This window comes from Sporolactobacillus vineae DSM 21990 = SL153 (genome assembly GCF_000377985.1).
GTDB classification, from domain to species: domain Bacteria; phylum Bacillota; class Bacilli; order Bacillales; family Sporolactobacillaceae; genus Sporolactobacillus; species Sporolactobacillus vineae.
On sequence record NZ_KB899043.1, the window covers coordinates 97253 to 120755 of the forward strand.

At 52.4% G+C, this 23503-nt stretch carries 20 protein-coding genes, 1 other RNA gene and 1 pseudogene; 10 read left to right on the top strand and 12 right to left on the bottom strand.

The window, feature by feature from the left end; genetic code table 11:
* Positions 1 to 50 precede the first annotated feature (50 nt).
* From D889_RS0102695 to D889_RS0102730, 8 genes are read left to right on the top strand one after another with little or no spacing between them, the layout of a single operon-like run.
* Positions 51 to 1715 (top strand): GspE/PulE family protein, encoded by a 1665-nt coding sequence (locus D889_RS0102695; protein ID WP_010630291.1) that lies wholly within the window; start codon positions 51 to 53, stop codon positions 1713 to 1715.
* 30 nt (positions 1716 to 1745) lie between these two features.
* Positions 1746 to 2780 (top strand): type IV pilus twitching motility protein PilT, encoded by a 1035-nt coding sequence (locus D889_RS0102700; protein ID WP_010630292.1) that lies wholly within the window; start codon positions 1746 to 1748, stop codon positions 2778 to 2780.
* A gap of 6 nt (positions 2781 to 2786) precedes the next feature.
* A complete protein-coding gene (locus D889_RS0102705) occupies positions 2787 to 3998 on the top strand; it encodes a type II secretion system F family protein (RefSeq protein WP_010630293.1) in 1212 nt (403 codons plus the stop codon).
* Between the two features lie 14 nt (positions 3999 to 4012).
* Complete coding sequence (locus D889_RS0102710) at positions 4013 to 4426, top strand: prepilin-type N-terminal cleavage/methylation domain-containing protein (RefSeq protein ID WP_010630294.1); 414 nt, start codon at positions 4013 to 4015, stop codon at positions 4424 to 4426.
* Positions 4427 to 4431: 5 nt separating this feature from the next.
* A complete protein-coding gene (locus tag D889_RS0102715; protein ID WP_026038957.1) occupies positions 4432 to 5187 on the top strand; it encodes a prepilin peptidase in 756 nt (251 codons plus the stop codon).
* Positions 5188 to 5205: 18 nt separating this feature from the next.
* Entirely contained in the window at positions 5206 to 6156 is a 951-nt protein-coding gene (gene pilM, locus D889_RS0102720) for a type IV pilus biogenesis protein PilM (protein WP_010630296.1), read from the top strand.
* Positions 6153 to 6710: a hypothetical protein gene (locus tag D889_RS0102725; protein WP_010630297.1), complete on the top strand. Its 558-nt coding sequence runs from the start codon at positions 6153 to 6155 to the stop codon at positions 6708 to 6710. The genes pilM and D889_RS0102725 overlap by 4 nt, the downstream gene beginning before the upstream one ends.
* Before the next feature lie 2 nt (positions 6711 to 6712).
* The gene (locus D889_RS0102730; protein WP_238537520.1) at positions 6713 to 7462 is read left to right on the top strand and encodes a hypothetical protein; all 750 of its coding nucleotides are present in this window, start codon (positions 6713 to 6715) and stop codon (positions 7460 to 7462) included.
* A 193-nt stretch (positions 7463 to 7655) separates the two neighbouring features.
* Here D889_RS0102730 and ssrS read toward each other — a convergent pair.
* From ssrS to D889_RS0102775, 10 genes and pseudogenes are all read right to left on the bottom strand, one after another.
* A non-coding RNA gene (gene ssrS / locus D889_RS15340) (6S RNA) lies at positions 7656 to 7841 on the bottom strand.
* A gap of 78 nt (positions 7842 to 7919) precedes the next feature.
* Positions 7920 to 9692 carry an aspartate--tRNA ligase gene (gene aspS, locus D889_RS0102735; protein ID WP_010630299.1) on the bottom strand — a complete coding sequence of 591 codons (1773 nt, stop codon included), beginning with the start codon at positions 9690 to 9692 and terminating at the stop codon, positions 7920 to 7922.
* 18 nt (positions 9693 to 9710) lie between these two features.
* Positions 9711 to 10979: a histidine--tRNA ligase gene (hisS, locus tag D889_RS0102740; RefSeq protein WP_026038958.1), complete on the bottom strand. Its 1269-nt coding sequence runs from the start codon at positions 10977 to 10979 to the stop codon at positions 9711 to 9713.
* Positions 10980 to 11418: 439 nt separating this feature from the next.
* On the bottom strand, positions 11419 to 11877 hold the full coding sequence (dtd, locus tag D889_RS0102745) for a D-aminoacyl-tRNA deacylase (RefSeq protein WP_010630302.1): 459 nt from the start codon (positions 11875 to 11877) through the stop codon (positions 11419 to 11421).
* Between the two features lie 20 nt (positions 11878 to 11897).
* Positions 11898 to 14072 carry a RelA/SpoT family protein gene (locus tag D889_RS0102750; protein ID WP_010630303.1) on the bottom strand — a complete coding sequence of 725 codons (2175 nt, stop codon included), beginning with the start codon at positions 14070 to 14072 and terminating at the stop codon, positions 11898 to 11900.
* A gap of 159 nt (positions 14073 to 14231) precedes the next feature.
* Complete coding sequence (locus D889_RS0102755; RefSeq protein WP_010630304.1) at positions 14232 to 14744, bottom strand: adenine phosphoribosyltransferase; 513 nt, start codon at positions 14742 to 14744, stop codon at positions 14232 to 14234.
* Positions 14722 to 17088 carry a single-stranded-DNA-specific exonuclease RecJ gene (recJ, locus tag D889_RS0102760; RefSeq protein WP_010630305.1) on the bottom strand — a complete coding sequence of 789 codons (2367 nt, stop codon included), beginning with the start codon at positions 17086 to 17088 and terminating at the stop codon, positions 14722 to 14724. The genes D889_RS0102755 and recJ overlap by 23 nt, the downstream gene beginning before the upstream one ends.
* A 48-nt stretch (positions 17089 to 17136) precedes the next feature.
* Complete coding sequence (locus D889_RS0102765) at positions 17137 to 17487, bottom strand: lipopolysaccharide assembly protein LapA domain-containing protein (protein WP_010630306.1); 351 nt, start codon at positions 17485 to 17487, stop codon at positions 17137 to 17139.
* 33 nt (positions 17488 to 17520) lie between these two features.
* Positions 17521 to 19762, bottom strand: a pseudogene (gene secD, locus D889_RS15170) (protein translocase subunit SecD).
* A 102-nt stretch (positions 19763 to 19864) separates the two neighbouring features.
* The gene (locus D889_RS0102775; protein ID WP_010630309.1) at positions 19865 to 20152 is read right to left on the bottom strand and encodes a post-transcriptional regulator; all 288 of its coding nucleotides are present in this window, start codon (positions 20150 to 20152) and stop codon (positions 19865 to 19867) included.
* Between the two features lie 273 nt (positions 20153 to 20425).
* Here D889_RS0102775 and spoVB point away from each other — a divergent pair, with 273 nt between their 5' ends.
* Positions 20426 to 21982 (top strand): stage V sporulation protein B, encoded by a 1557-nt coding sequence (spoVB, locus tag D889_RS0102780; RefSeq protein ID WP_010630310.1) that lies wholly within the window; start codon positions 20426 to 20428, stop codon positions 21980 to 21982.
* Here the strand turns inward: spoVB and D889_RS0102785 are convergent, their stop codons facing one another.
* On the bottom strand, positions 21983 to 22516 hold the full coding sequence (locus D889_RS0102785; protein WP_010630311.1) for a YetF domain-containing protein: 534 nt from the start codon (positions 22514 to 22516) through the stop codon (positions 21983 to 21985).
* A 162-nt stretch (positions 22517 to 22678) separates the two neighbouring features.
* Here D889_RS0102785 and D889_RS0102790 point away from each other — a divergent pair, with 162 nt between their 5' ends.
* Entirely contained in the window at positions 22679 to 23062 is a 384-nt protein-coding gene (locus tag D889_RS0102790) for a TIGR04086 family membrane protein (RefSeq protein WP_010630312.1), read from the top strand.
* A gap of 82 nt (positions 23063 to 23144) precedes the next feature.
* Here D889_RS0102790 and yajC read toward each other — a convergent pair whose 3' ends face one another.
* Positions 23145 to 23483: a preprotein translocase subunit YajC gene (gene yajC / locus D889_RS0102795; RefSeq protein WP_010630313.1), complete on the bottom strand. Its 339-nt coding sequence runs from the start codon at positions 23481 to 23483 to the stop codon at positions 23145 to 23147.
* Between the last annotated feature and the right edge of the window lie 20 nt (positions 23484 to 23503).

A 23503-nucleotide genomic window follows, 5' to 3' on the forward strand; every position in this document is an offset into this window, starting at 1 on the left:
AGATTGAAAGACTCGTTTTTTACCGAAACAATCGAATCAGGAGATGCTCTATGCAGCAGCGGACACACAGACGGCTGGGCGATTTACTGATCTCCGCCGGCCTGATTAATGAAGAACAGCTGAAAACCACACTGGAACAGAAAAACCCGGGTCAGAAACTGGGCGCAGCATTGATCGAACGGGGGTATATTTCCGAGCAGCAGTTAACTGACGCCTTATCCGATCAATTGTCGATTCCTCAGGTCCATCTGGCCGGCATCGTCATCGACCAGAGCGCCGCAGAACTGATCGATCAGGACTTTGCCCGGCGAAATGAACTCATTCCTTATAAAAAGAAGGACGGTCAGCTTTATGTGGCCATGGCCAATCCGCTCGACCTGTTTGCCATTGACGATCTGCAGATGATGACCGGTTTCCAGGTGACGGTGTCCCTGGCCCTGCCCAGTGAGATCACGCGCACGATAAACAGGCTGTATAACGAAGAAGATTCCGTCAGCGAACTGATGACCTCGATGAATATCCGGCCGGCTGAGGAATCGGCGGGTCTGTCTGTCGAGACCGATACGCCGATTATTCGGATCATCAACAAAATCCTGACAGGCGCTGTTGAAGAACGGGCCAGCGACATTCACATCGATCCCCGTGAATCCAGCGTTGTGATCCGCTTCCGCGTGGACGGCGCGCTGCGGACATTCCGCACGCTGCCCAGAGAAGTGCTCAGCGTACTGGTCACCCGAATCAAAGTGATGAGCCAATTGGATATCACCGAGAAAAGGCTGCCGCAGGACGGGCGGGTCACCGTCACCGTCGGCAAGCAGCGCTTCGATCTGCGCGTCTCCACGCTTCCGACATTGTTCGGTGAACGCGTCGTGCTCCGGCTGCTCAACACCGACAATCTGCTGCTGAAGATTCCCAACGTCGGCTTTACAAAAGAACAGGAAACCCTTTTCCGGAAAATGATTGCCCGGCCGACCGGACTGATTCTGATCACCGGGCCGACCGGATCCGGAAAGACATCGACGCTCTATGCGGCGCTGAATGAGCTGAACAGCGAGGAGCAGAATATCATCACGATTGAAGACCCCGTCGAATATCAGCTCGAAGGCATCAATCAGATACAGACTAACGCTCCGGTCGGGCTGACCTTTGCCAGGGGGCTGCGGGCGATTCTGCGCCAGGACCCCAACATCATTATGGTCGGCGAAATCCGTGATACCGAGACTGCGGAAATTGCCATCCGTGCCAGCCTGACCGGGCATCTTGTGCTTTCTACGCTCCACACGAACGACGTGCCGACGACCATCTACCGGCTGATCGACATGGGTGTCGATCCGTTCCTAGTCGCCGCCTCATTAACCGGGGTGGTTGCCCAGCGTCTGGTACGGCGGGTCTGCCGCGACTGCGCCCGTCCGGCGGCCGCAACATCGATTGAAAAGGGCCTGTTTGCCAAAGCCGGCATGCCCTGTCCGGATCGGCTGATCAAAGGTTCCGGCTGCAAGTCCTGCCATCAGACCGGCTATCTCGGCCGCACAGCTGTCCATGAGATGCTCGAAATCAATGAAGTCATCTCAGAACGGCTGATCAGCCATCATGATTTTAGAGACATCCGGAATCTGGTGCACGACGCCGGCGGCCGGAATATGCTCGAAAACGGGCTGACCAAAGTGAGCCAGGGCATTACAACGGTTGAAGAACTGCTGAAAGTCATCAGCTGAAACTATTTTTCAGGAAAGAAGCCTGTGACGATGAATGATGAATTGATTCAATATTTACGCACTGCCTGCGAGCGGAATGCGTCCGACCTTCACATTTCCGTCGGCATCCCGCCGACCGTCCGAATTAACGGTGAACTGATCGCACTCGACGCATCGGTGCTCAGGCCGGAAGACACGAATGGGATGGTGCAGGAGATTTTATCTGCCGATCAGCTGACGAAGCTCGATGCCGACGGAGAACTCGACTTTTCCTACAGTATCCCGAAACTGTCCCGTTTCCGTGTCAATGCCTTCAAACAGCGTTCCTGTTTCAGCCTTGCCTTTCGGGTGATCGCCCAGAAAGTGCCGGATCTCGCCTCGCTGCGGCTTCCGGACATTCTCGCTTCCCTCTGTGAGCGTCCGCACGGCCTTTTCCTGGTTACCGGTCCGACCGGAAGCGGCAAGTCGACGACCCTCGCTGCGCTCGTGGATAATATGAATAAACATCTCCGCCGTCATATCATCACACTTGAGGATCCGATCGAGTACCTGCACAGGCATGATCAATGTATCATTCAGCAGCGGGAGATCGGCAACGACACGAAGTCGTTCGCACTCGGCCTCCGCGCGGCACTCCGTGAGGACCCTGATGTGATTCTTGTCGGCGAAATGCGCGATCTCGAAACGATCCGGACAGCGCTGACCGCTGCCGAAACCGGACATCTTGTGCTGGCGACCCTTCATACAAATGACGCTGTTTCGACGGTTGACCGGATTATCGATGTATTTCCTGCAGAGCAGCAGGGCCAGATCCGGATCCAGCTGGCTGCCGAACTGGTCGCTGTGGTTTCCCAGCGCCTTTTCCCGACACCGGACTATTCCGGCCGCCGCGTGGCCACGGAACTGATGATCAACAACAAGGCGGTCAGCCATCTGATCCGTGAAAAGAAGATTTACCAGATTCCGAGTGTCATCCAGGTCAACCGCGCCCAGGGCATGCAGACGATGGCTTCATGCATCCAGGACATGCTCGCGCGTCGGGAAATCGCCGGTGAATCGGTTGAAAACTATCTCCTGAGAGGATAAAAGACAATGCCCCTATTTGACTACATCGGAACGGATACCCTGGGCAAGGCCAAAAAAGGTCGGCTGACGGCGGAAAACCGGCAGGAAGCACTGATTCAGGTTGCCCGGAAAGGCCTGGCCATCCGCTCGGTTCACGAGCATACTGAGACCCTCTGGAATAAGCCGCTGTCGCTCGGTTCGTCGATCAAACTTGCCGACAAGGTGGTGTTTCTCAGACAATTTGCGACGATCATCAAAGCCGGCGTCACTGTCTCCGAAGCCCTCGACATTCTGGCCGATCAGGAGGAAAAGAACCGGTCGTTTCGCGCCGTGATCGAGCAGATGGCCGCCGATCTTAAAGAAGGACGCACGCTTTCCCAGGCTTTTGAAAACCGGGGCAAAGTGTTCAGCCCGATGATCATCCACATGATCCGCGCCGGTGAAGGCAGTGGCCGCCTGGAAGAAAGTCTCGACCATCTGGCAATTTACTATGAAAGGCTGCACAAATCCCGGCAGAAGTTGACCACAGCCATGGTCTACCCGGTCTTCGTGCTGTGCCTGTCGCTCGCTGTCGTCATTTTCCTGCTCACCAGCATCATTCCGATGTTCCGGTCGATGTTCACAAGCATTCACGCCGGACTTCCGCTGATTACCCGGGCAACGCTCGCCGCCAGCGACTGGGTCCGTGCCTGCTGGCCGGTGCTGATCCTTTTGATACTGGCCGCTGTTGTTCTGGTGATTGTTTCCTTAAAAAATAAATCTAGTAAACTGAGGATCGATTATGCTATAATCAGGTTGCCTTTAATAGGACCTTTGGTCTATAAAAGTGAACTTTCACGACTGCTCTGGATGTTCGCTCTGCTCATCTCGAGTTCCGTACCGGTGATCGACGCGCTTCAGTCGGTGGAAAAGATAACCTCTAATCTGGCCATCCGCCGGGCGATACATAATGTTGCCGAAGCTCTTGATTTCGGCACGCCATTGTCTGAAGCGTTCAGTCGGGAAAAGATTTTTCCATCGATTGTCTATCATATGACGGCGATCGGCGAAAAAACCGGTATGCTCGATCAGATGCTGAATCACGTCGCCGGTTATTTTGAGAACGATGTCGCGCAGGCGAATGAACGACTAAAAGCATTAATTGAACCTGCCACTATTCTTTTTCTAGCAGTTGTTGTGGGTTTAATTGTACTATCTATCGTTATACCAATGTTTCAACTTTATCAAAACTTTAACTAATTGGAGGAGATTGAATGCTTAAAAAGCTTCAGAGAAATTCTCGAAATAATAAGAAGGGTTTTACCTTGGTTGAATTGCTCGCAGTCATCGTTATATTAGCAATAATTGCTGCAATAGCTGTCCCTATAATTACTAATGTTCTTTCCTCACAAAGAGAACAAGCAAACATACAAGATGCACTTAACATTATTCATGCTGCAAAACTATATGATGCTGAAAATGGTGTTGAAAATGGATCAGGTAAAGATGGAGGACTCTCATTAAGTGACCTTTCTAAATATATCGGGCATACATCTGATACTAGTTCAAATATAAAAGTTACGTCATCAAATGGAGTATATTCCATATCAGGACATAAGGCTAATTCAATATCAGGCATAAATAATCCCGCTACTGAACAAGATCTTGTGAATAAATCGAATAGATAGTTGCCATGCATACTATATTTTCCATTTATTTCCTAATTTTAGGGTTTATATTAGGTTCTTTCTACAATGTTGTTGGCCTTCGGGTTCCTGAAGGTCAGTCGATTATCACGCCGCCTTCGCACTGTCCGTCGTGCGGGCGGCGTTTGACTATTCGCGATCTTGTTCCGGTCTTCTCCTATATTTTTTTAAAGGGTAAATGCCGGACATGCGGGTCAAAGATTTCACCGGTCTATCCGATCATCGAGTTGACCACGGGACTGCTGTTTTTATTCAGCTTCCTTAGGGCAACATCCGTCGGAGCAATGCTTGCCGGCTGGCTGCTCATCTCGCTGCTGATCATTGTCCTTGTCAGCGATCTGGCAAAAATGATCATCCCGGATAAAGTGCTGCTCTGGTTTCTGCCCATTTTTATCCTGTTCAGAGTGATTGTGCCCTTGCAGCCGTGGTGGGATTCGCTGCTCGGCGCGGCGTCCGGTTTTCTTCTGCTGGCGGCGATCGCCCTGATCAGCCGCGGCGGGATGGGCGGCGGTGACGTGAAGCTCTTCGCCCTGATCGGCCTGTTTACCGGAACGAAGATCGTCCTGCTCGGCTTCATGCTGTCGGCGTTCTTCGGGGCGTTCTTCGGCATCATCGCGATGATGCTCGGTCTGGTCAAACGGCGCCAGCCGATCCCGTTTGCTCCGTTTATTATGCTCGGCGTTCTGACCGCGTATTTCTTCGGCGAGCAGATGATTTCGTTTTACTTGAGCCTTCTATATTAATTTCGGGAATGATGTCTTTTGCTGAATAAAGAAATACACCTGTTCCAAAGTCCTGTCAGCGTTGGTCTGACCTTCTCCGACTATGCCGTCCGCATGGTACGTTTCAGGGGCAGCGTGGATGATCTTTCCCGCCTCCAGTGCTGGAAGGAGCGGCTGCAGCCGGGTATTGTGGCCAGCGGCAGGATCAAGGATGAGCAGGCATTCACCGACGTGCTCAAAAATATGGTGCATACCTTGAAAGTCCGGCACAAACGGACTTTTTTCGCTGTTCCCGATTCGCAGCTCGTCCTCCGGCAGTTTGATCTGCCGGGCATCCTGTCCGACGCCGAACTGCAGAACTATTTTTTCATTGAGATCGGTCACAAGATTCAGCTGCCGTTCGAGCGTGCCGTCTTCGACTTTCATGTGCTGGACCGCAGCGCCACCGGAACACACGTCCTGCTGTTCGCTGCACCGGAAATGACCGTCCGGCGTTATCAGAAAGTACTGCGAGCCGCCGGTCTGGAACCGGTCAGTGCCGAATTCAGTGCCCTCGGGGTGGATCGCTGGGTACAGCACTTCACCCCTGGGAAGCCTGCAGAAAACCGGATGTATGCTCAGCTTGAAAAAGATGTTCTGAATGTCGCTGTCTTTCACGAGGACACGCCCCTGTTCATCCGTCAGATCAGCCTTAAGGATTCCGAGAGCATGCTTCCGGACCATGAACTGCTGCGCCATGCGGCGACCGAAACTGACCGGATGCTGAATTTTTATCAGTACAATCTGCAAAAGGGCAGCCAGGCCGTCTCGGAAATCCAGCTGCTGGGAACGATAAACACTGCTGAAAAATTCAAAAAGGCACTCCAGCAATTCCAATCTGTTCCGGTAAAACTGATCGTCATCGATCCCGAGCGGACGAACGGCCCGGAGGACCTCGATCCGGCTTTTATCCCGGCCATCGGCATGGCCATGAAGGGGGCTGCTGAATGATCGATATCAATCTGCTCCCCTATGAACAGAAAGTGTCGCGGAAACTGGTCTGGACGCTCTCGATCATCGGCGGCCTCTGTCTGCTCCTCTTTCTTGCACTGATTATCTATGGCTGGCATCTGAACAGTGAACAGAACAGTCTGCAGAAGGAACAAGCCGTCTGGAAAGCGAAGGCAACAAAAAAATTGGATCTCAGTCAGCCGAAGCTCAGCACCAAACCGACGCCGGCCGACGCAGTACAGATGATCCTGACCGAACGAAATTCCGTCTTCGCATCCTGGGCAGAAATACGCCGGCTGCTTCCCGCCGGCGGCTCCGTTACCAGTATCAATTATCAAAGTAACGGAAAAATGACCTTGCAGTGCCAACTGAACCGTTTTGCGGAGATTGATCCCTTTGTCTCCAGTCTGAGAAAAAGGGGATTTACATCCGTCGTCCTGACCCAGGCAGAAAAGCCGGTCCCGACGACAACCTCTTCTTCAGGCGGTTATCAAATCACCCTGACGATGAATACGAATTTTTCAGTGCCAATCAATCAGAAAAAGGGTCAATGATCATGAACAAAACATTTATCTGCAGTCTGATCGGTGCGACCGTCATCTGCGTCGGATTCACCCTGTTCTACCTGTTGAAAATCCTGCCGGTTGAGCAGAATATTGCTTATACCCAGTCAACGATCCGGATGTACAAACAAACGGTGGTGTCAAACCAGAAAGCGATCCTCCAGAACAAGAAGGACCTGGAGGCACGCAAAAAGCAAATTCAGAGAGAGGAAGCACTCGGCCGGAAAGTCAATCGATCGATTCTTCCTCTCCATCCGGATATTGAAAAGTTCTTTACATCCATTCAGGAAGAAGCAGGTGATCTTGGTGTTACTGTGGCCTCTATTGAAAAGGTGCAGCAATCATCGGACACGTCTTCAAACACCGGAAACAATAAAGCAAAAAAATCGTCACGTAAAACGGAACGAGCCTTGCAAAACTTGCTGACGGCAAACACTTATACGCTCACATTAAATGCGGACCGTGAACTGCCTCTACTGACCTACATCGGCTATCTGGAATCACGGAAGCGGCTGCTGACCATCGACCAGCTGAACTGGCAGCAGAATCCGGATACCCAATCAGCTGCGTCTTCAGACTCGTCCACTCTGCAGCAGGGAAGTTCGGACACATCCGGATCTTCAGGCAGTTTATCCAGCTCCGGCACGGATTCATCCGGTACTTCCGATTCTTCCTCCGCCGTGCCGGATCAGCCGCAATATACAGCAACACTGACGATGACGCTCTATTCTGCAAAGAAATAAATCTTTAATAGTCCGGCCTAATCCGGCGATGCGGATGAAAATCATGCCAAACTATATTTTATGATCAAATCAGGCCTATGTTCCCGGCTGCTAAGTCGTCCGGGAGCATATTTTTCTCATATAATAAAAAAATGAAAAGCCGGAACCAGGATTTTCTCTTGGTTCCGGCTTTTATTGTTAAATAAATAATAATGAATGTCCCGAACGTGCCGTTGTGAAGCCGCAGCTTTGAAACCCGCTCGTGAGCAGGTGGGTGCCCTGTTTCACAGTTTACGGGTCCCTTGTGCGGGCATGCGTGACGAGTGAAAACAACGGACTCCCATTTCAAATAAATGTTCGGTCAAAACATATCGACGTTCGACTAACACTCCAGGACGGATTCATTTATTTCATGGTTTTATGATACCACAGCTGTAAACGCTTATCAAGCGCCGCATTTTACCGTTCCGGCGTCTGATTACTTCAGCAGCGTAGCAACGTCCAGATGGAGCTCGGCCAGCTGCTGGTCGCTGACTGCGCTCGGCGCATGGGTCAGCAGGTCGGTCGCGCTGGCGGTTTTCGGGAAGGCGATCGTATCCCGGATGCTCGACGCACCGGCGAGCAGCATGACAATCCGGTCGATGCCAAGCGCCATGCCGCCATGCGGCGGTGTGCCGTACTCAAACGCCTGCATCAGGAAGCCGAACTGCTTCTCCGCGCGTTCTTTCGTAAAGCCCAGCACCTTGAACATTTTTTCCTGCATCTCGTGATTGCAGATACGTTCGGACCCGCTCCCCAGTTCAAAACCGTTCAGCACCATATCATAAGACTGAGCCCGTACACTGCCGGGATCGGTTTCAATCCGGTCGAGATCTTCAAGTACCGGCATCGTGAACGGATGGTGCTCCGCCACATAGCGATGCTCCTCTTCGCTGTAAGAAAGCAGCGGGAACTGAGTCACCCAGAGGAAATTGAATGCCGACTCATCGATCAGTCCGAGCAGTTTGCCGAGATGGAGGCGCAGCGCACCGAGACTGTCAGCAACGATTTTCTTCTTATCGGCAACGAACAGCAGCAGGTCGCCGGTTTCAGCATTCGTCCGGTCCATGATTCGCTTTGTGAGTGCCTCGTCAAAGAATTTGGCAATCGGTCCCTTCATGCCGCCCTCTTCAACTTTCAGCCAGGCGAGACCCTTGGCGCCATACGGCGAAACGACGTGGCGCAAGTCTTCATCAACCTGTTTCCGGGAGAAATGCGGTGCCTGTCCCTTGGCATTGATCGCTTTGACCTGTCCGCCTTTTTCCTGAACTTCCTTGAACACACGCAGCGTACTGTCAGCGGCGATGTCGGTGATATCGATCAGTTTCATCCCGAAACGGGTATCCGGTTTGTCGCTGCCGTACTGATCCATTGCTTCGGCATAGCTCAGTCGTTTGAATGGCCGCGGAATATCGATCCCCTTGACCTTCTTCATCAGATCGACGAGCATCGCTTCGATCATGTCCTGAAACGGCTTCAGTTCGAAGAAACTCATTTCAATGTCGACCTGGGTGAATTCAGGCTGGCGGTCGGCACGCAGGTCCTCATCACGGAAGCAGCGGGCAATCTGATAATATTTCTCCATGCCCGAAGCCATCAGCAGCTGTTTGAACAGCTGCGGCGACTGCGGCAGCGCATAGAATTCGCCCGGGTGGACACGGGACGGCACCAGATAGTCACGGGCGCCTTCCGGAGTACTCTTCGTCAGGATCGGCGTTTCGATATCAAGAAAACCGCGGTCGTCTAAAAATTGACGCAGCGTATGTTTGACCTTGTTACGGAGGATAAAGTTTTTCAGCATTTCCGGCCGTCTCAGGTCAAGATAACGATATTTAAGCCGGACGTCCTCAGACGCTTCAATACCGTCTTCAATCGGAAACGGCGGTGTCTTCGACTTGTTCAGTACCTTGATATCGCTGATCATGACTTCGATATCGCCGGTCTTGATCTTCGGATTGATTGCTTCCGGATCACGTTTGGAGACAACCCCGGTTACAGACAGACAGTATTCGCTCCGTACTTTGTCCGCCTTGTTCCAGGCGTCCTGGGACACTTTCGGATTAAACACAATCTGCACAAATCCGGAACGATCCCGCAAATCGATGAAAATGACGCCGCCCAGATCTCTGCGTTTCTGAACCCAACCGGCCAGCGTAACGGTTTTCCCGGCCAGTTCGGCCGTCAGTTCGCCGCAATTCGCATTACGATACATGATATCTGATTCACCTCATTAATCAGTTAATTTTGATTTTATATAATCCGGCAATTTTGAAAAGGAAACCGTTTCCTGCGAGCCGTCAGCCATTTTCTTGACCGATGCTTCCTGATGCGCCAACTCGTCGTCGCCAATGACGACAACAAATTTGGCATGCTCGCGGTCGGCCTGACGAAACTGAGCCTTGACTTTGCGGTCCATATAATCCTTATCGGCGCGCAGCCCGGCTTTTCTCAGTTCATTAAGCAGTGCGGGCACCTTTGCCTCAGCGTGCCCGCCGATCGCCGCCAGATAACAATCGAGCGAAGCCGGGCCGACAAGTGAAATGTCTTCAACATCGAGCGCCAGCAGCAGCCGTTCAATACTCAGTGCGAAGCCGACACCGGCCGTTTCCGGACCGCCGAGTTCGCTGACCAGCCCGTTATAGCGGCCGCCGCCGGCCAGTGTGCTGATCGCGCCCTTACTCGAACCCATGATTTCAAAAGTGGTGTGGTTGTAATAGTCAAGGCCGCGGACAAGAGTGGGATCCAGTTCATAGGTGATCCCCATCTCATCAAGCATCGCCTTCACGTTTTCAAAATAGGCCGCCGCCGAATCCGTCAGATAATCGATGATCGACGGGGCGGTCGCCATCAGCGGATGATCATGGTCCTTCTTGCAGTCAAGAATGCGCAGCGGATTTTTCTCGAGCCGCCGCTGGCAATCTTCGCAGAACTCGCCGATCGAAGGCTTAAAGTGGGCGATCAGCGCTTTGCGGTGCGCTGCCCGGGTTTCCGGATCGCCGAGACTGTTCAGAACGAGTTTAAGATGTTTCAAACCGAGCCGCTGATAAAATGTCAGCGCCAGGGCGATCACTTCGGCGTCAATCGACGGATCGGCGGAGCCGAGTGCTTCTACCCCGAACTGGGTAAACTGGCGTGTCCGTCCGGACTGCGGCCGCTCGTAGCGGAACATCGGACCGATGTAATACAGTTTGGTCGGCTGATCCGGAAGACCGTATAATTTATGTTCGACAAACGACCGGACAACGGAGGCCGTTCCTTCCGGCCTCAGGGTCAGATTCCGGTCACCCCGGTCCTTGAAGTTATACATTTCTTTCTGCACGATATCGGTCGTATCACCGACACCACGCTGAAAAAGATCGGTTGATTCAAATAATGGTGTGCGGATCTCTTTATAATTAAACAGATCGCAGACTGCTCTGGCGGTTTCTTCGATCTTCTGCCAGACTGGTGATTGATCAGGAAGCACGTCGTACGTACCTCTCGGGATCTGAATAAACAAAACTGTTTCCTCCTTCTGATGCTCTCTGTAATCTGAATAAATGGTTTTATCCGGGCTGCCCGCCGCTTTCGTACAATGAAACCGGCAGCCGGTCCGGGACATCAGCCAAAATAAAAATCCCCTGTCCGCGGATAAATAAATCCGACGGACAAGGGACGAATCTGCTTCGTGGTGCCACCCTTGATTCGAAACTTCTGCTGAAGCTTCCTCATAGACCGGTTAACGCCCGGCTGACGTTTTTTCCTAGTCTCAATACTAATTTCAGAAAAACGCCTCAGGAGTGTCTTCCTGCAGAAGCCGGTGCGGACATGCTCTCAGCCGACGACAGTCCTCTCTTTCGTTTGCGGCAAGACTGCAGTTTTTCTCCTTCATAGGTTTGTCTTTCTATCGTACATGATTCACAGAAAATGTCAAGTCTTATTGGGTGCCGAATCCGGGATCAGCGTAGCTCTGCTTCGCCCTTGCTTTCGATAATCAGCGTCACCGGTCCGTCATTGACCAGCGATACCTGCATATCCGCCCCGAACCGGCCGGTAGCGACTTCAAGCCCGGCGGCTCTGAGCCGTTCATTGAATGCTTCATAGAGCGGTTCGGCTGTTTCCGGACGGGCGGCGGTGATGAAACTCGGCCGCCGGCCATGCGCCACATCCCCATAGAGCGTAAACTGGGAAACAGACAGAATGGCTCCGCCGGCGTCCTGAATCGAACGGTTCATTTTCCCGTTTTCATCCTCAAAAATACGCAGCACAGCCACCTTGTCGGCGACGTAAGCGACGTCTGCTTCTGTATCACCCGTCCGGATGCCCACGAGCAGGAGCAGTCCGCCGTTAATCCGGCCGACAACTTCATCGTGAATCGTGACGGCGGCTTGCCTGACCCGCTGCAGTACAACTCTCATAAATCCTTCACCCCTGACGGTTATTGCATGACACGGCGGACCGAATAGATATCCGGAATCCGCTTGATCCGGTCGACGACCCGATGCAGATGGTCGATATTCGTAATCGCAATCGTCATGCTGATCGATGCCACTTTGTTCTTATCGGTCCGGCCGTTGATGCCGTTAATCGGCGTGTGCGTGTCGGCCACGCATTTCAGCACGTCATTGAGCAGTCCGCTCCGGTCGTACGCCTGGATTTCAATGTCGACGTTGTATTCTTTGGCCTTCGATTCATTGTTCTCCCATTCGACTTCCATCAGCCGCTGCTTCTCTTCATTTTGGATATTCGGACAGTCCTTGCGGTGAACGGTCACTCCCCGTCCGCGTGTGACGTAGCCGACAATCTGATCACCCGGCACCGGGTTGCAGCAGCGTGCCAGACGGACCAGCAAGTTGTCGACACCCTTGACCTGAATGCCCAGCGATGTCTTGCGACGGCTCGGCATCGGCTTCAGTTCCTGCGTCGGGGCGCCGGTATCCTGCTGCTGTTCCTGGTCCTTCTGCGCACTGTCGTCCTCAGTCAGACGGTTAACGACCTGACGGGCCGGTATCCCGTTATAGCCAACCGCAGCAAACAGCTCATTTTCATGGGAAAAGTTATACTTTTTCACCACTGCAACAATTTTCTCGTCGGTCAGATTGTCCTTAAGACTGGCGCCCTGATTACGCAGTTCCTTCTCAATCATCTCGCGGCCCTTGGCGACGTTCTCCTGGCGTTCCTGGCGCTTAAACCACTGCCTGATTTTGTTCTTGACCGCCGAACTCTTGGCGATTTTCAGCCAGTCTCGGCTTGGCCCGTAGGAATGTTTCGACGTGACAACTTCAACAATATCGCCGGTCTTCAGTTTATAATCGAGCGGGACCATCTTACCGTTGACGCGGGCACCAACCGTCTTATTGCCGATTTCAGTGTGGATGCGGTAGGCAAAATCAATCGGCACCGATCCGACCGGCAGCTCGATCACATCGCCTTTAGGTGTGAACACAAACACCGTATCGGAGAACAGATCCATTTTCAGCGACTCCATGAATTCCCGGGCATCATCGGTTTCTTTCTGATACTCGAGAATTTCACGGAACCACGTCAGCTTATCCTCAAATTTGTTATTGATATTTTTCGTTTTACCCTCTTTATAGGCCCAGTGGGCGGCGATGCCGTATTCCGCCACGTCATGCATTTCTTCCGTCCTGACCTGGACTTCCAGAGGATCTCCCTTCGGCCCGATCACGGTCGTGTGCAGCGACTGATACATATTCGCTTTCGGCATGGCAATATAATCTTTGAAACGGCCGGGCATCGGCTTCCAGTGCGTATGGATAATCCCGAGGATGGCATAGCAGTCCTTGATGCTTTCCACGATGATCCGCACGGCGAACAGATCGTAGATCTCATTAAACTGTTTATGCTGATTCACCATTTTGCGATAGATACTGTAGATATGTTTCGGCCGACCGGAGATTTCCGCTTTAATGTGCACGGACTTGACATATTTCTTCAGATCTTCGACGACCTGAGCAATGTAGGCTTCGCGTTCTTCACGCTTTTGCTTCATCAGATTGACAATTTTATAGTACTGCTGCGGATTGAGATATCGCAGCGAGATGTCTTCAAGTTCCCATTTAATCGCCGAAATACCAAGTCGGTTGGCGAGCGGCGCAAAGATTTCCATCGTTTCATTGGCTTTCTGGATCTGTTTCTCTTTGGTCATATATTTCAGCGTACGCATATTGTGCAACCGGTCGGCCAGTTTGACAATCACGCAGCGCAGATCGCGGGCCATGGCGACGAACATTTTTCGGTGATTTTCCGCCTGCTGGTCTTCTTTCGACGAATATTCGAAATGCCGCAGTTTCGTAACCCCGTCTACGAGCATCGCGACGTTATCGCCGAATTCATTCCGGACATCATCGAGCGTTACCGGTGTATCCTCGACGACGTCGTGTAGGAATCCGCTCATAATCGTCGTCACGTCCATCTTCAGATTGACCAGAATCCCGGCCACTTCTACCGGATGCGTGATATACGGTTCGCCCGATTTGCGCAGCTGTCCGGCATGCGCTTTTTTCGCATATTCATAAGCCTTTTTAATCAGCTCTATATCTTTTTCATCGAGATAGGTGGATGCTTTTGCAATCAGTTCATCCATCGTCATTGGTATCATCACCTGTAAAACACTGATTTTTCGATCATCTGTTACTGATCATTATCCGGAATTCCATAGTTATTGTAAAGTTTTTCATTTTCCTGAAGGTCAAATCGGGAAAAAGTGTGAAAAAGAGTGCCTGCACGCAGGCACTCCTCACAAAATCATTCAGTAATGAATCAATGACAGCACATCATAGTCTTTCAAATATTTCTTGCCGTTCAGTGCGGCCAGATCAATGAGAAAACCGACACCGGCAATGACGCCGCCAAGGTTTCTGACCAGTTTGATCGTCGCATCAATCGTCCCGCCGGTTGCCAGCAGATCATCGGTTACAAACACACGCTGTCCGGGTTTAATCGCATCTTTGTGCAGACACAGTTCATCCTTACCATATTCTTTCTCAAAAGTGACTGTCTCTACTGCACGCGGCAATTTCCCCGGCTTGCGGACCGGGACAAAGCCGAGACCGAGCGCGTAGGCAACAGGCCCGCCGATGACAAAGCCGCGGGCTTCAGGACCAACCACGACTTCTGCACCGCGTTCCCTGGCAAACGCCGCGAGCTCATCAATCGCCGCACGATACACAGGACCCTCCTGAAGAAGTGATGTGATATCTCTGAAATTAATTCCTTTTTCCGGAAAATCAGGTATTGATTTAATGTATTTCGCGTACTCCATCTATGTTCCCCTCCGGCCGGTCCGACTGTTTCCCGCCCGTCATGGTTTCAACAAACCACGCTCTTAGTTTTGAAATCGGCGAGTAACAAAAGAAGTCTTCAAGCTCCAGCAGATTTTTTTCTTTACGATATGTATCCGACTCGGTCAGTAACGCTTTATCCGGCGCAGGATTCGCAGTCAGGACACCTTTATCTATTTTAACAAAACCCAATTCAAAAAACACCTTCGTCATAAAAAAAACCGTACGTTCCGACCAGCCTTTGAATCTACTGATCCGGCTGGCCATCTGTTGGATCTGAAACCGGCGCTGCCGCCGGATCAGCGTGTAATACCAGACAAAATGCTGTCTCGGCGGGAACGCATTAAAGAAGTGATCCCGGCGATGAGCAAAAACAGCATAGATTCTGCTGATTTCCGGATTTTCTCTGAGTAAGCCGGCAAGCTGATCCCTGGTTTCCGGAAGATCCAGCAAGATCAGCGACGGTGTGGCAATCCGGATCTCCGGATGAAAAATTATTGGCGACAGTTCCGCCCCGACATTGGCCGCACGCTCTTCGTGAAAAGCCAGTAATGAGTAGCTGCCGTCCGGCAAATCCGACAGTTTTTCGCCGATTTGCTGACCGGAACGCCAGTCGAAGACCTGCGGCCCGGTCACGCGCAGATCCTCAATCATAAATTGCGGTTTACGGAATCCGTTCCATTCGTTAATCTGGAATTCTCCGACGGTGCCGATCCGGTCGGCCGTTGAAATCTGGGCAGCCAGCTCCCCGAGCCGGAAGCCGATCCCGTCAAGATTCACCTTCCGGCCCTTAAAGATCATTCTTAAATGCGCATGATCCCGGCCGACCGGAACGACCTTATCCAGGGCGACCGGATCCATCTGGAAAAGCGGGTGCGGGTTATCCGTCCCGAACGGTGCCAGCCGGGCCATCTCGTCGATGACTCCTGTGGTTATCTCGTCCGGCGTACACCGGCCGTCGATCACACATTCGGGAACCATCGCCGCATCATCAATCCGTTCGCCGGCAACATGAACGAAATCGGTCCGGAACGCATCAATCTCAGCTGCAGAAAGCGACAGCCCGGCCGCCATCTTGTGGCCGCCGAATTGTTCCAGATGGGCAGCACTGTCCGTCAGACCATGGTACAGGTCAAAGCCTGGAATACTGCGGCCGGAACCCTTGGCCTTTCCCGTTTCGCCGTTGACACTCAGAATGATGACCGGCCGGGCATATTTTTCAACTAATCGTGAAGCGGCGATGCCGATCACGCCCTGATGCCAGTGCTCGCCGGAAAGAACAAGTGCCCGGTCGCCGCGCTCAATGTAAGCCGCCGCCTGCTGTTCCGCAGCAGACGCCACCTCATCCACAAGTGCTTTTCGCTTCTGATTCAGCTTCTCCAGCTCATCAGCCAGCAGGCGGGCTTCCTCGCGGTCATCTGTGAGCAGGAGCCGGAGCGCCGGCTCTGCGTCCTTCAACCGGCCTGCCGCATTGAGTCTTGGCGCCAGCTGAAAGCCGACCGTATCACTGTCGACCGGGCCGTGATGTCCGGCACTCTCGATCAGCGCGTTAATACCGGCAAGTGACCCCTGATTCATTAATTCCAGTCCCTTTGAAGCAATCAGCCGGTTTTCATCTCTGAGCGGAACAAGATCGGCAATGGTGCCGATCGCCGCCAGAGCCGGCCAGTCGGCATCGAACAGGGGCTCAGGACAGAATGCCTGTACGAGTTTCAGGGCAATGCCTGCTCCGGACAATCCTTTAAAAGGATAACGGCAACCCGCCTGTTTTGGATTCACAATCGAATAAGCCTCCGGCAGAACGGACGGCGGCTCATGATGATCGGTGATGATGTAATCCATACCCAGCTGTCCGGCCGTTTCTGCCGCCTCATACGCGGCAATGCCGGAATCCACGGTGATAATCAGGGAAATACCGTCCTCCCCTGCCTTCTCGACAGCCCGACGGTTTGGTCCGTACCCGTCTTTGAACCGATTGGGAATGAAGACAGATACTTCTGCACCGCACGCCTTAAGGCCCAGATACAAAAGCGCGGTTGCCGTGACGCCGTCCGCATCGTAATCCCCGAAAATCCGGATGGAATCGCCTCTGCTGATCGCCTTTCTGATCCGTTTTACCGTTTTGTCCATACCCAGCATTCGGAGAGGGTCATAATAGCCGGTTTTTTCCGGATGCAGAAAAAGGTCTGCGTGTTCCGGGTTATCCACCCCGCGCAGAACCAGTAACTGTGCCGTCAGTTCGGAAAGTCCTGTCGCTTTCGCCAGCTGCTGCACGGTCTCCTTATTAACATGTTTTAAGATCCAATGCTGTTGTGAAGCCAGCATCCGTCTCTGCGCCTCCTTCATCTGTCACTCTCTCACGCAGGCGGACGATCACTTTCTGAAACGTGTATGCCTTCTTCGCGAGGACCGTGTTTCTTCTTCCCTTGCTGCCGATTGTTCGCCGGATGCGTGATCTGCCTGCCCGGGCTGAAGATCCGACACCTGTTCCAGCTCGCGTTCCAGCCGCCGGATCCGGTGCTGCTGCCGGTAGATTTTCAGATAGGTAAATGAACCGGTCAGAATCACACCGATCAGAACAGAGATAATGATCACGACGATTAGTGGCAGCTTCGCTGTGCCGAGCAGAAAATTAAAAGCGACACTGTCCACATTAGCCACCGACAACAGAACAACAATCAAGATGAAGATTAATCCGAGAAGCAGATTCCACTGTTTTCTCATTACTTTCCGCTCCTTTTTTCCATACGCCTGTTGTCAGCCCTGGGTCCTGACCGTTCTCCGGACTTTCCTTCCTGCCAGGTAATGAGCCTTCATGACAGCCCAGAGCGGACAAGCAATACAGATCGATGAATAAACACCGCAGAGCAGTCCGACCAGAAGTGCAATCGTAAACGTTTTGATTGAATCACTGCCGAAAATCAACAGGAAAATAACCGGGAAGAGCACGGTCAGGACGGTATTGATCGAACGCGTCAGCGTCTCACGAATGCTGACGTTGACCACATCGCCCAGTTCCTGAAGGGTCGACAGCCGTTTTCTGCTGAGTTTGATATTCTCACGGACACGATCGAAAGTAACAATCGTATCGTTGATCGAATAGCCGACAATCGTCAGAACGGCAGAGATGAACAATACGTTCACCTCAATATGAAAAAGACTGAATACGGTCACGATAAAGAACGCGTCGTGAATCAGAGCCAGAACGGCGGTCAGTCCCTGCAGGAACTCAAACCGGATCCAGACGTAAATGATGATAAATATGGAAGCAATGATCAATGCAAACAGGCCGTTTCGTGCCAGATCACGCCCGACCTGCGGAGATACCGTGCTAACATTCGGATTCACATGGTACTTCGTCTGAATATCATTCTTCAGCTGTGCGATCTGCTGCTGATTCAGTTCCCTGTTCAGCCGGACGGTCGCAATATGATTTTTATTACCTGACAGAACAACTGTGTCCGGTTTGTACCCCAGATCCGTAAATGCCTGAGTCACATGCTGAGAGGACAGCGGCTGGCTGCTCTGGATATCCACTCGCGTCCCGCTGGAAAAATCGATGCCCAGATTCATCCGGAAGACGAACAGAGATATAATGCCGAGCACGATCAGCGCACTGGAGAAGATAAAGAACACGTTCCGGTACTTCATGAAATCCAGATGGCTGTAAAATTTATTGTAATGTTTGTAATTCATATCACTCTTAGTTACCACGGATATCACTCCTTCTGACGCCGAACAGCTCCGGTTTGTCATTCAGCACACCGCTGTGGACGAGCAGCCCGAGGAAGAGCCTCTGTCCGTAAACCGATGCGATGAAGGTGACGATGTTGCTGATCAGCAGCATAACGGCGAATCCTTTAACCGAGCTGACCCCGAAGGCGAACAGCACGCCGGCGGCAATGATCGTCGTCAGGTTGGCATCGACGACCGTCGGCAATGCCCGTTTACTCCCGGCGCGGAATGCCGAAAGGATCGACTTGCCGCTGCGGATCTCATCTTTTATTCGTTCCAGAGTAATTATGTTCGCATCGACCGCCATGCCGATGCCAAGGATCAGCGCCGCAATGCCAGGCAGCGTAAGGACCGCCTGCAGACCGACGAAAACGCCCATAACGATAAAAATATAATAGGCCAGCGTGATATCGGCAACCAGCCCGCCAAGCCGGTAGAACAGCAGCATGAACAGAAGAATGGCTGCCACACCGATGGCCCCGGCAAACAGTGTATCCGTCATCGAGTTCTGCCCGAACTGTGCCCCGACCGAAGTGGAGTATACCTCAGTCATTTTCACTGGCAGGGAACCTGAATTCAGCAGATCGCGCAGTGTATTGGCTTCCTGCATCGTAAAATTGCCGGTGATCTGAACATCGTTTGTGTTCAGGACGCTTTGAACACTCGGTGCCGAAATGAACTTGTGGTTCGTCTTATTGGCTTCTTTCTGGAAGGAGTCGCCCTTCTGATAGTCCATCCAGATGACCATGACATTGTTCGGTGCCTCATTCAGGATCTTCCGGGTGACATTGGCAAACTTGCTCGCGCTCTTCAGCTGCAGCGTGACCATCGGGTGATTCAGTTCGTCAAAAGCCACTTTGGCTTTCCCGGGCTGCAGGTCGGACCCGTCCAGCATCAGACGGTCCTTATAATCACGGAACGTCAGGTTTGCTGTAGTCGACAGCAGCTGCCGCGCCCGTTTTTCATCTTTAACACCGGGCAGCTGGACGTCAATCCGGTTCCCGTTCTGAATCGAAATATTCGGCTCGCTGACGCCGAGTACATTGATTCGCTTGTTCAGCGCCGCCACAGCGTTGCTCATCGTATTGGCGTCAATTTTCTGCCCGGCTTTCAGAGGTTTGACCTGGTACAGCACCTCGAATCCGCCTTTCAGATCAAGCCCGAGTTTCACGTTATGTATGATGGGCATGGTGACCAGGCCTAAAATAACTGCTGAAACAATCAGAATTGCAAAAAAGGAAAAAAGGCGTCCTTTTTTTCTCATGACTTCAACTTGCTCCCTTCTCTGTCTCTTGCGGCACGGCCTTCCGCACCTTCGCAGACTGACTCACTTTTCTTCGGTTGAAATAGGCTGACGGGGAGCGATTCAATGAAAAAGCGAACGGTCAACAACGGGTGTCCCCTCTTTAAAGAGATCCCTACGCAGTTTGTTCATATAATCGTTCACGGATAAAGACATGACAGCGGCCACAATTTCATGAATGCGTTCCGGCCGTTCTTCTTTACTTCTTTCGATGGCTTCCTTGGCAAATTCCCAAAATTCATCAAGGGACAGATGACTGACTCCGAGCAGATGAAATTCATCAAGTTTGCTATTCAGAAAAGGGGCAATCTGATTCCGCCACTTCTCAAGATCATCAAAGGATTCCGGCATGTCTATTCCTCCCATAAACCATATCATAGCATACCTCAACGTTAATACGAAACACAAATTCTGCGATCCCTGATGCTTTTACGCGGCCGAAACCGAAACGTGCAGTCATGCCCGTCCCCCTACACTGCATATAATCCTGCGACCGGCATTGTTTTATCCTGGGCTTCCTCCGGGCTCACCCTTAACAAAGGGGGCGCATCGGATGAACCGTGCCGAATCGCGCATCCGTTCAGAGCACCCGGCTCCGGCGGATCGGAAAAAGGGGACAAACCCATGCCACGTCAGTCATTTCTCAAGGGATCGTTTATCTTAATGACCGCAGGGCTGGTCACACGAATTCTCGGGATGATTAACGGCATGGTCCTTGCCCGGGTGATCGGAGATGAAGGCGTCGGTCTGTTCATGATGGCGTTCCCGGCGATGCTGCTGGTGGTCACGCTGACCGAGCTCGGTCTTCCGGTCGCTATTTCCAAGCTCGTCGCCGAATCAGAAACATTCGGTGATCGCCGGCGGGTCCGGCTGATTCTCTCGCTTTCTCTGTCCATTGTCACCCTGATCAGCATTATCCTGACCGTGGCGATGCTGATCCTGATACCTTTTCTGTCCCGATTTATGTATGCCGACACACGTGTGGTCTATCCGCTCCTCGCCGTGACGCCGGTGATTCCGATCGTTGCCGTCAGTTCGGTGCTCCGCGGTTATTTTCAGGGGATCCGCAATATGAAACCGTACGCCTGGTCCGGCATCGTCGAACAAGTCGTGCGGATCTCGCTTGTCGCCACACTGGCAAATCTCCTGATGCCCTATGGTGTGGCTTATGCCGCTGCCGGTGCCATGGCCGCCGGTTCGGCGGGAGAATGCGCCTCGCTCATCTACATGCTGCACGTTTTTAAAAAAGAGAGCGGCCACCGGCTGAAACAGCGGGAAAAAACATCAGAGTCTGCCGGAAGGCGCCAGATCCTCAGTGATCTGCTGAGCATCGGACTGCCGACAATGGGCAGCCGCCTGATTGCCTCGCTTGGCAATTTCTTTGAACCGATGATCGTCTCGCACAGCTTGCTGATCGCCGGTTTCTCGATCAAAGATTCGGCAATTATGTACGGCCAGCTGACCGGATATGCAATGACACTGCTGCTTTTGCCAAGCTTCATCACGCACGCGCTTCATGTATCGCTCGTTCCGGCGATCAGCGAAGCTTTCGCCCGGAAATCATACGGGATGATCCATTACCGGCTGAATCAGGCACTGCGCATCGCCATGCTGACCGGAGGCCTGTCCATCGTCGTGACCTGCTCATTCGGACGCGAACTGATGGATCTGATCTATGATGCCCCTGAGTCAGCCCGCTTCCTGTATGTCATGGCACCGTTCTTCATCGTCTTCTATTTTCAGGCTCCGATGCACGCGGTACTGCAGGCGCTCAATCTCGCACGGGCAGCAATGATCAACACCTTCATCGGCGCGATTATCAAGATTGTGCTGCTGTTTCTGCTCACCAGCCGCCCGGAACTGGGGATTACCGGAACGGCCCTGGCCATCTGCATCAACGTTCTCGTTGTCACCGTGCTTCATGCCGCCGTCATGTTCCGGACGATCGGTTTTTCACTGATTCTGAAGGATTATGCCCGGACTACACTGCTTATCGCCATGTCCGGCATTTTTGCCCGGCTGATGCTGAAAACCTTCTTCCCGGGATGGGCTTTCCTGCCGCGGACGCTGTTTCTGATTTCCGCCGTCACTCTGTTTTATAGCCTGCTCGCCCTGATCCTTGGGATGATTCAAAAGGAGATGCTGGCGAATTTACCGGTGATCGGCAGGTGGATCCGCTGATCACTTTCGGAAGTCATCATCCAGATCCATAAAAAAATTTCCGGACCGGTCAATGGTCAGATAGCGAATCTGCCGCAGATCGCGGTAGCCGAAATGGCGCAGTTCCCGGCGCAGCCATAATTGAGTACGGTTCAGCTTGTTCAGGTTGTCCATTCTGATTTTTCCGTTCTCAATCAACGGCAGAGCCATTGGCGGAGGGCCTGTCGGGCCGCCGCCTGTTCCGGGCAGACGGGCGGCCTGAAAGGATACTTCCGCACCTTCTGAAGCGGCGGGTGTAAGCTTCTTTTCCGGCTCCGGTAAGCGGCCGGTCAGCAGGACGAGCCGATAAGCAAGAATCAACGTGACGAGCGGAACAAGGTAAACCTGAAACGGGATCTCCGGCTGAATAACGGCCATCGTGCCCGTGCCGGACGCCATCAGAACGGCAATCAGGTCGGCGGGTGTCCGGTCGGCCAGCTTCGTGCCGGACAGATTTCGGAAGCCGATACCCAGACATATCAGAATGAAAATGATCCTTGCTGTTGCCGTCTCCATGCTAAGTCCTCCTTGTTTCCTCTTTATATTATGAACGGCTCCGGCAAATCCATGTACCCGGCGCGGCGACTTTGCAGTCATGAAAACAGTCCGTCCGAATACACTGGTACAAGAGCCCGGACGACCGGCTTTTCACTGATCCTGTTATCGGAGGTGTCCTTTATGACGCGTCACTGGCTGGCAGCCATCGCATACGGCATGGTTGCATCTTTGCTGATCATTCTTGCTGCCGCTTTATTACTTGCTTCTCTGCTGCGGTTTACCTCTTTCTCAGAATCCGGAAACAGCTTTCTTCCAATTGTTATCTCGATGGTTGCCCTGTTTATTGGCGGAGCGATTGCCGGATCCAAGCTCAAACAGCGCGGCTTTCTGGCCGGAGGTCTGACCGGACTGTTCTTCGGCCTGTTCAGTCTCTGTTTTCAGTACCTCGGTTTAAATCAGTCACCCGGGATGATGCCGCTTCTTTTTTTTCTGACCAATATCGTTGCCGCAGCGCTCGGTGGTATCGCCGGCGTCAACCTGTTCTCCGGAAAGCACAGATACTGAACACTTTTTAAAGACTACGCTTAAACACCCAAAATACGCTCATAAAAAAAGCAGCCATACACGGCTGTTTTTTTGTTCTTACTTATTTTTCAGCTTTGTCCGCTGATTTGTCCTTGCCTGATTCTTTCCTGGTTTCCGGCGCAGAAGCCGGTGCTCCGGACTTTTTAACGATCGCACGAATCGCACTGCGTTCGAACGAAAGTTTGCTTGAGCTGCTTCTCAGGACAACGCTGCGGTCATCGAACGATTCAACCGTGCCTTCAAGGCCGCCGATTGTTACGATCTTATCGCCGCGCGACAGCGAAGACTGCATTTCCTTGGTTTCCTTGTTCCTCTTCTGCTGCGGACGCAGAATCAGGAAATAAAAAATCGCCACAAAAATAAGCAGTGGTATCAGCAAACCTGTAACACCGTTTCCCATGATGATCCCCCTTGGACATA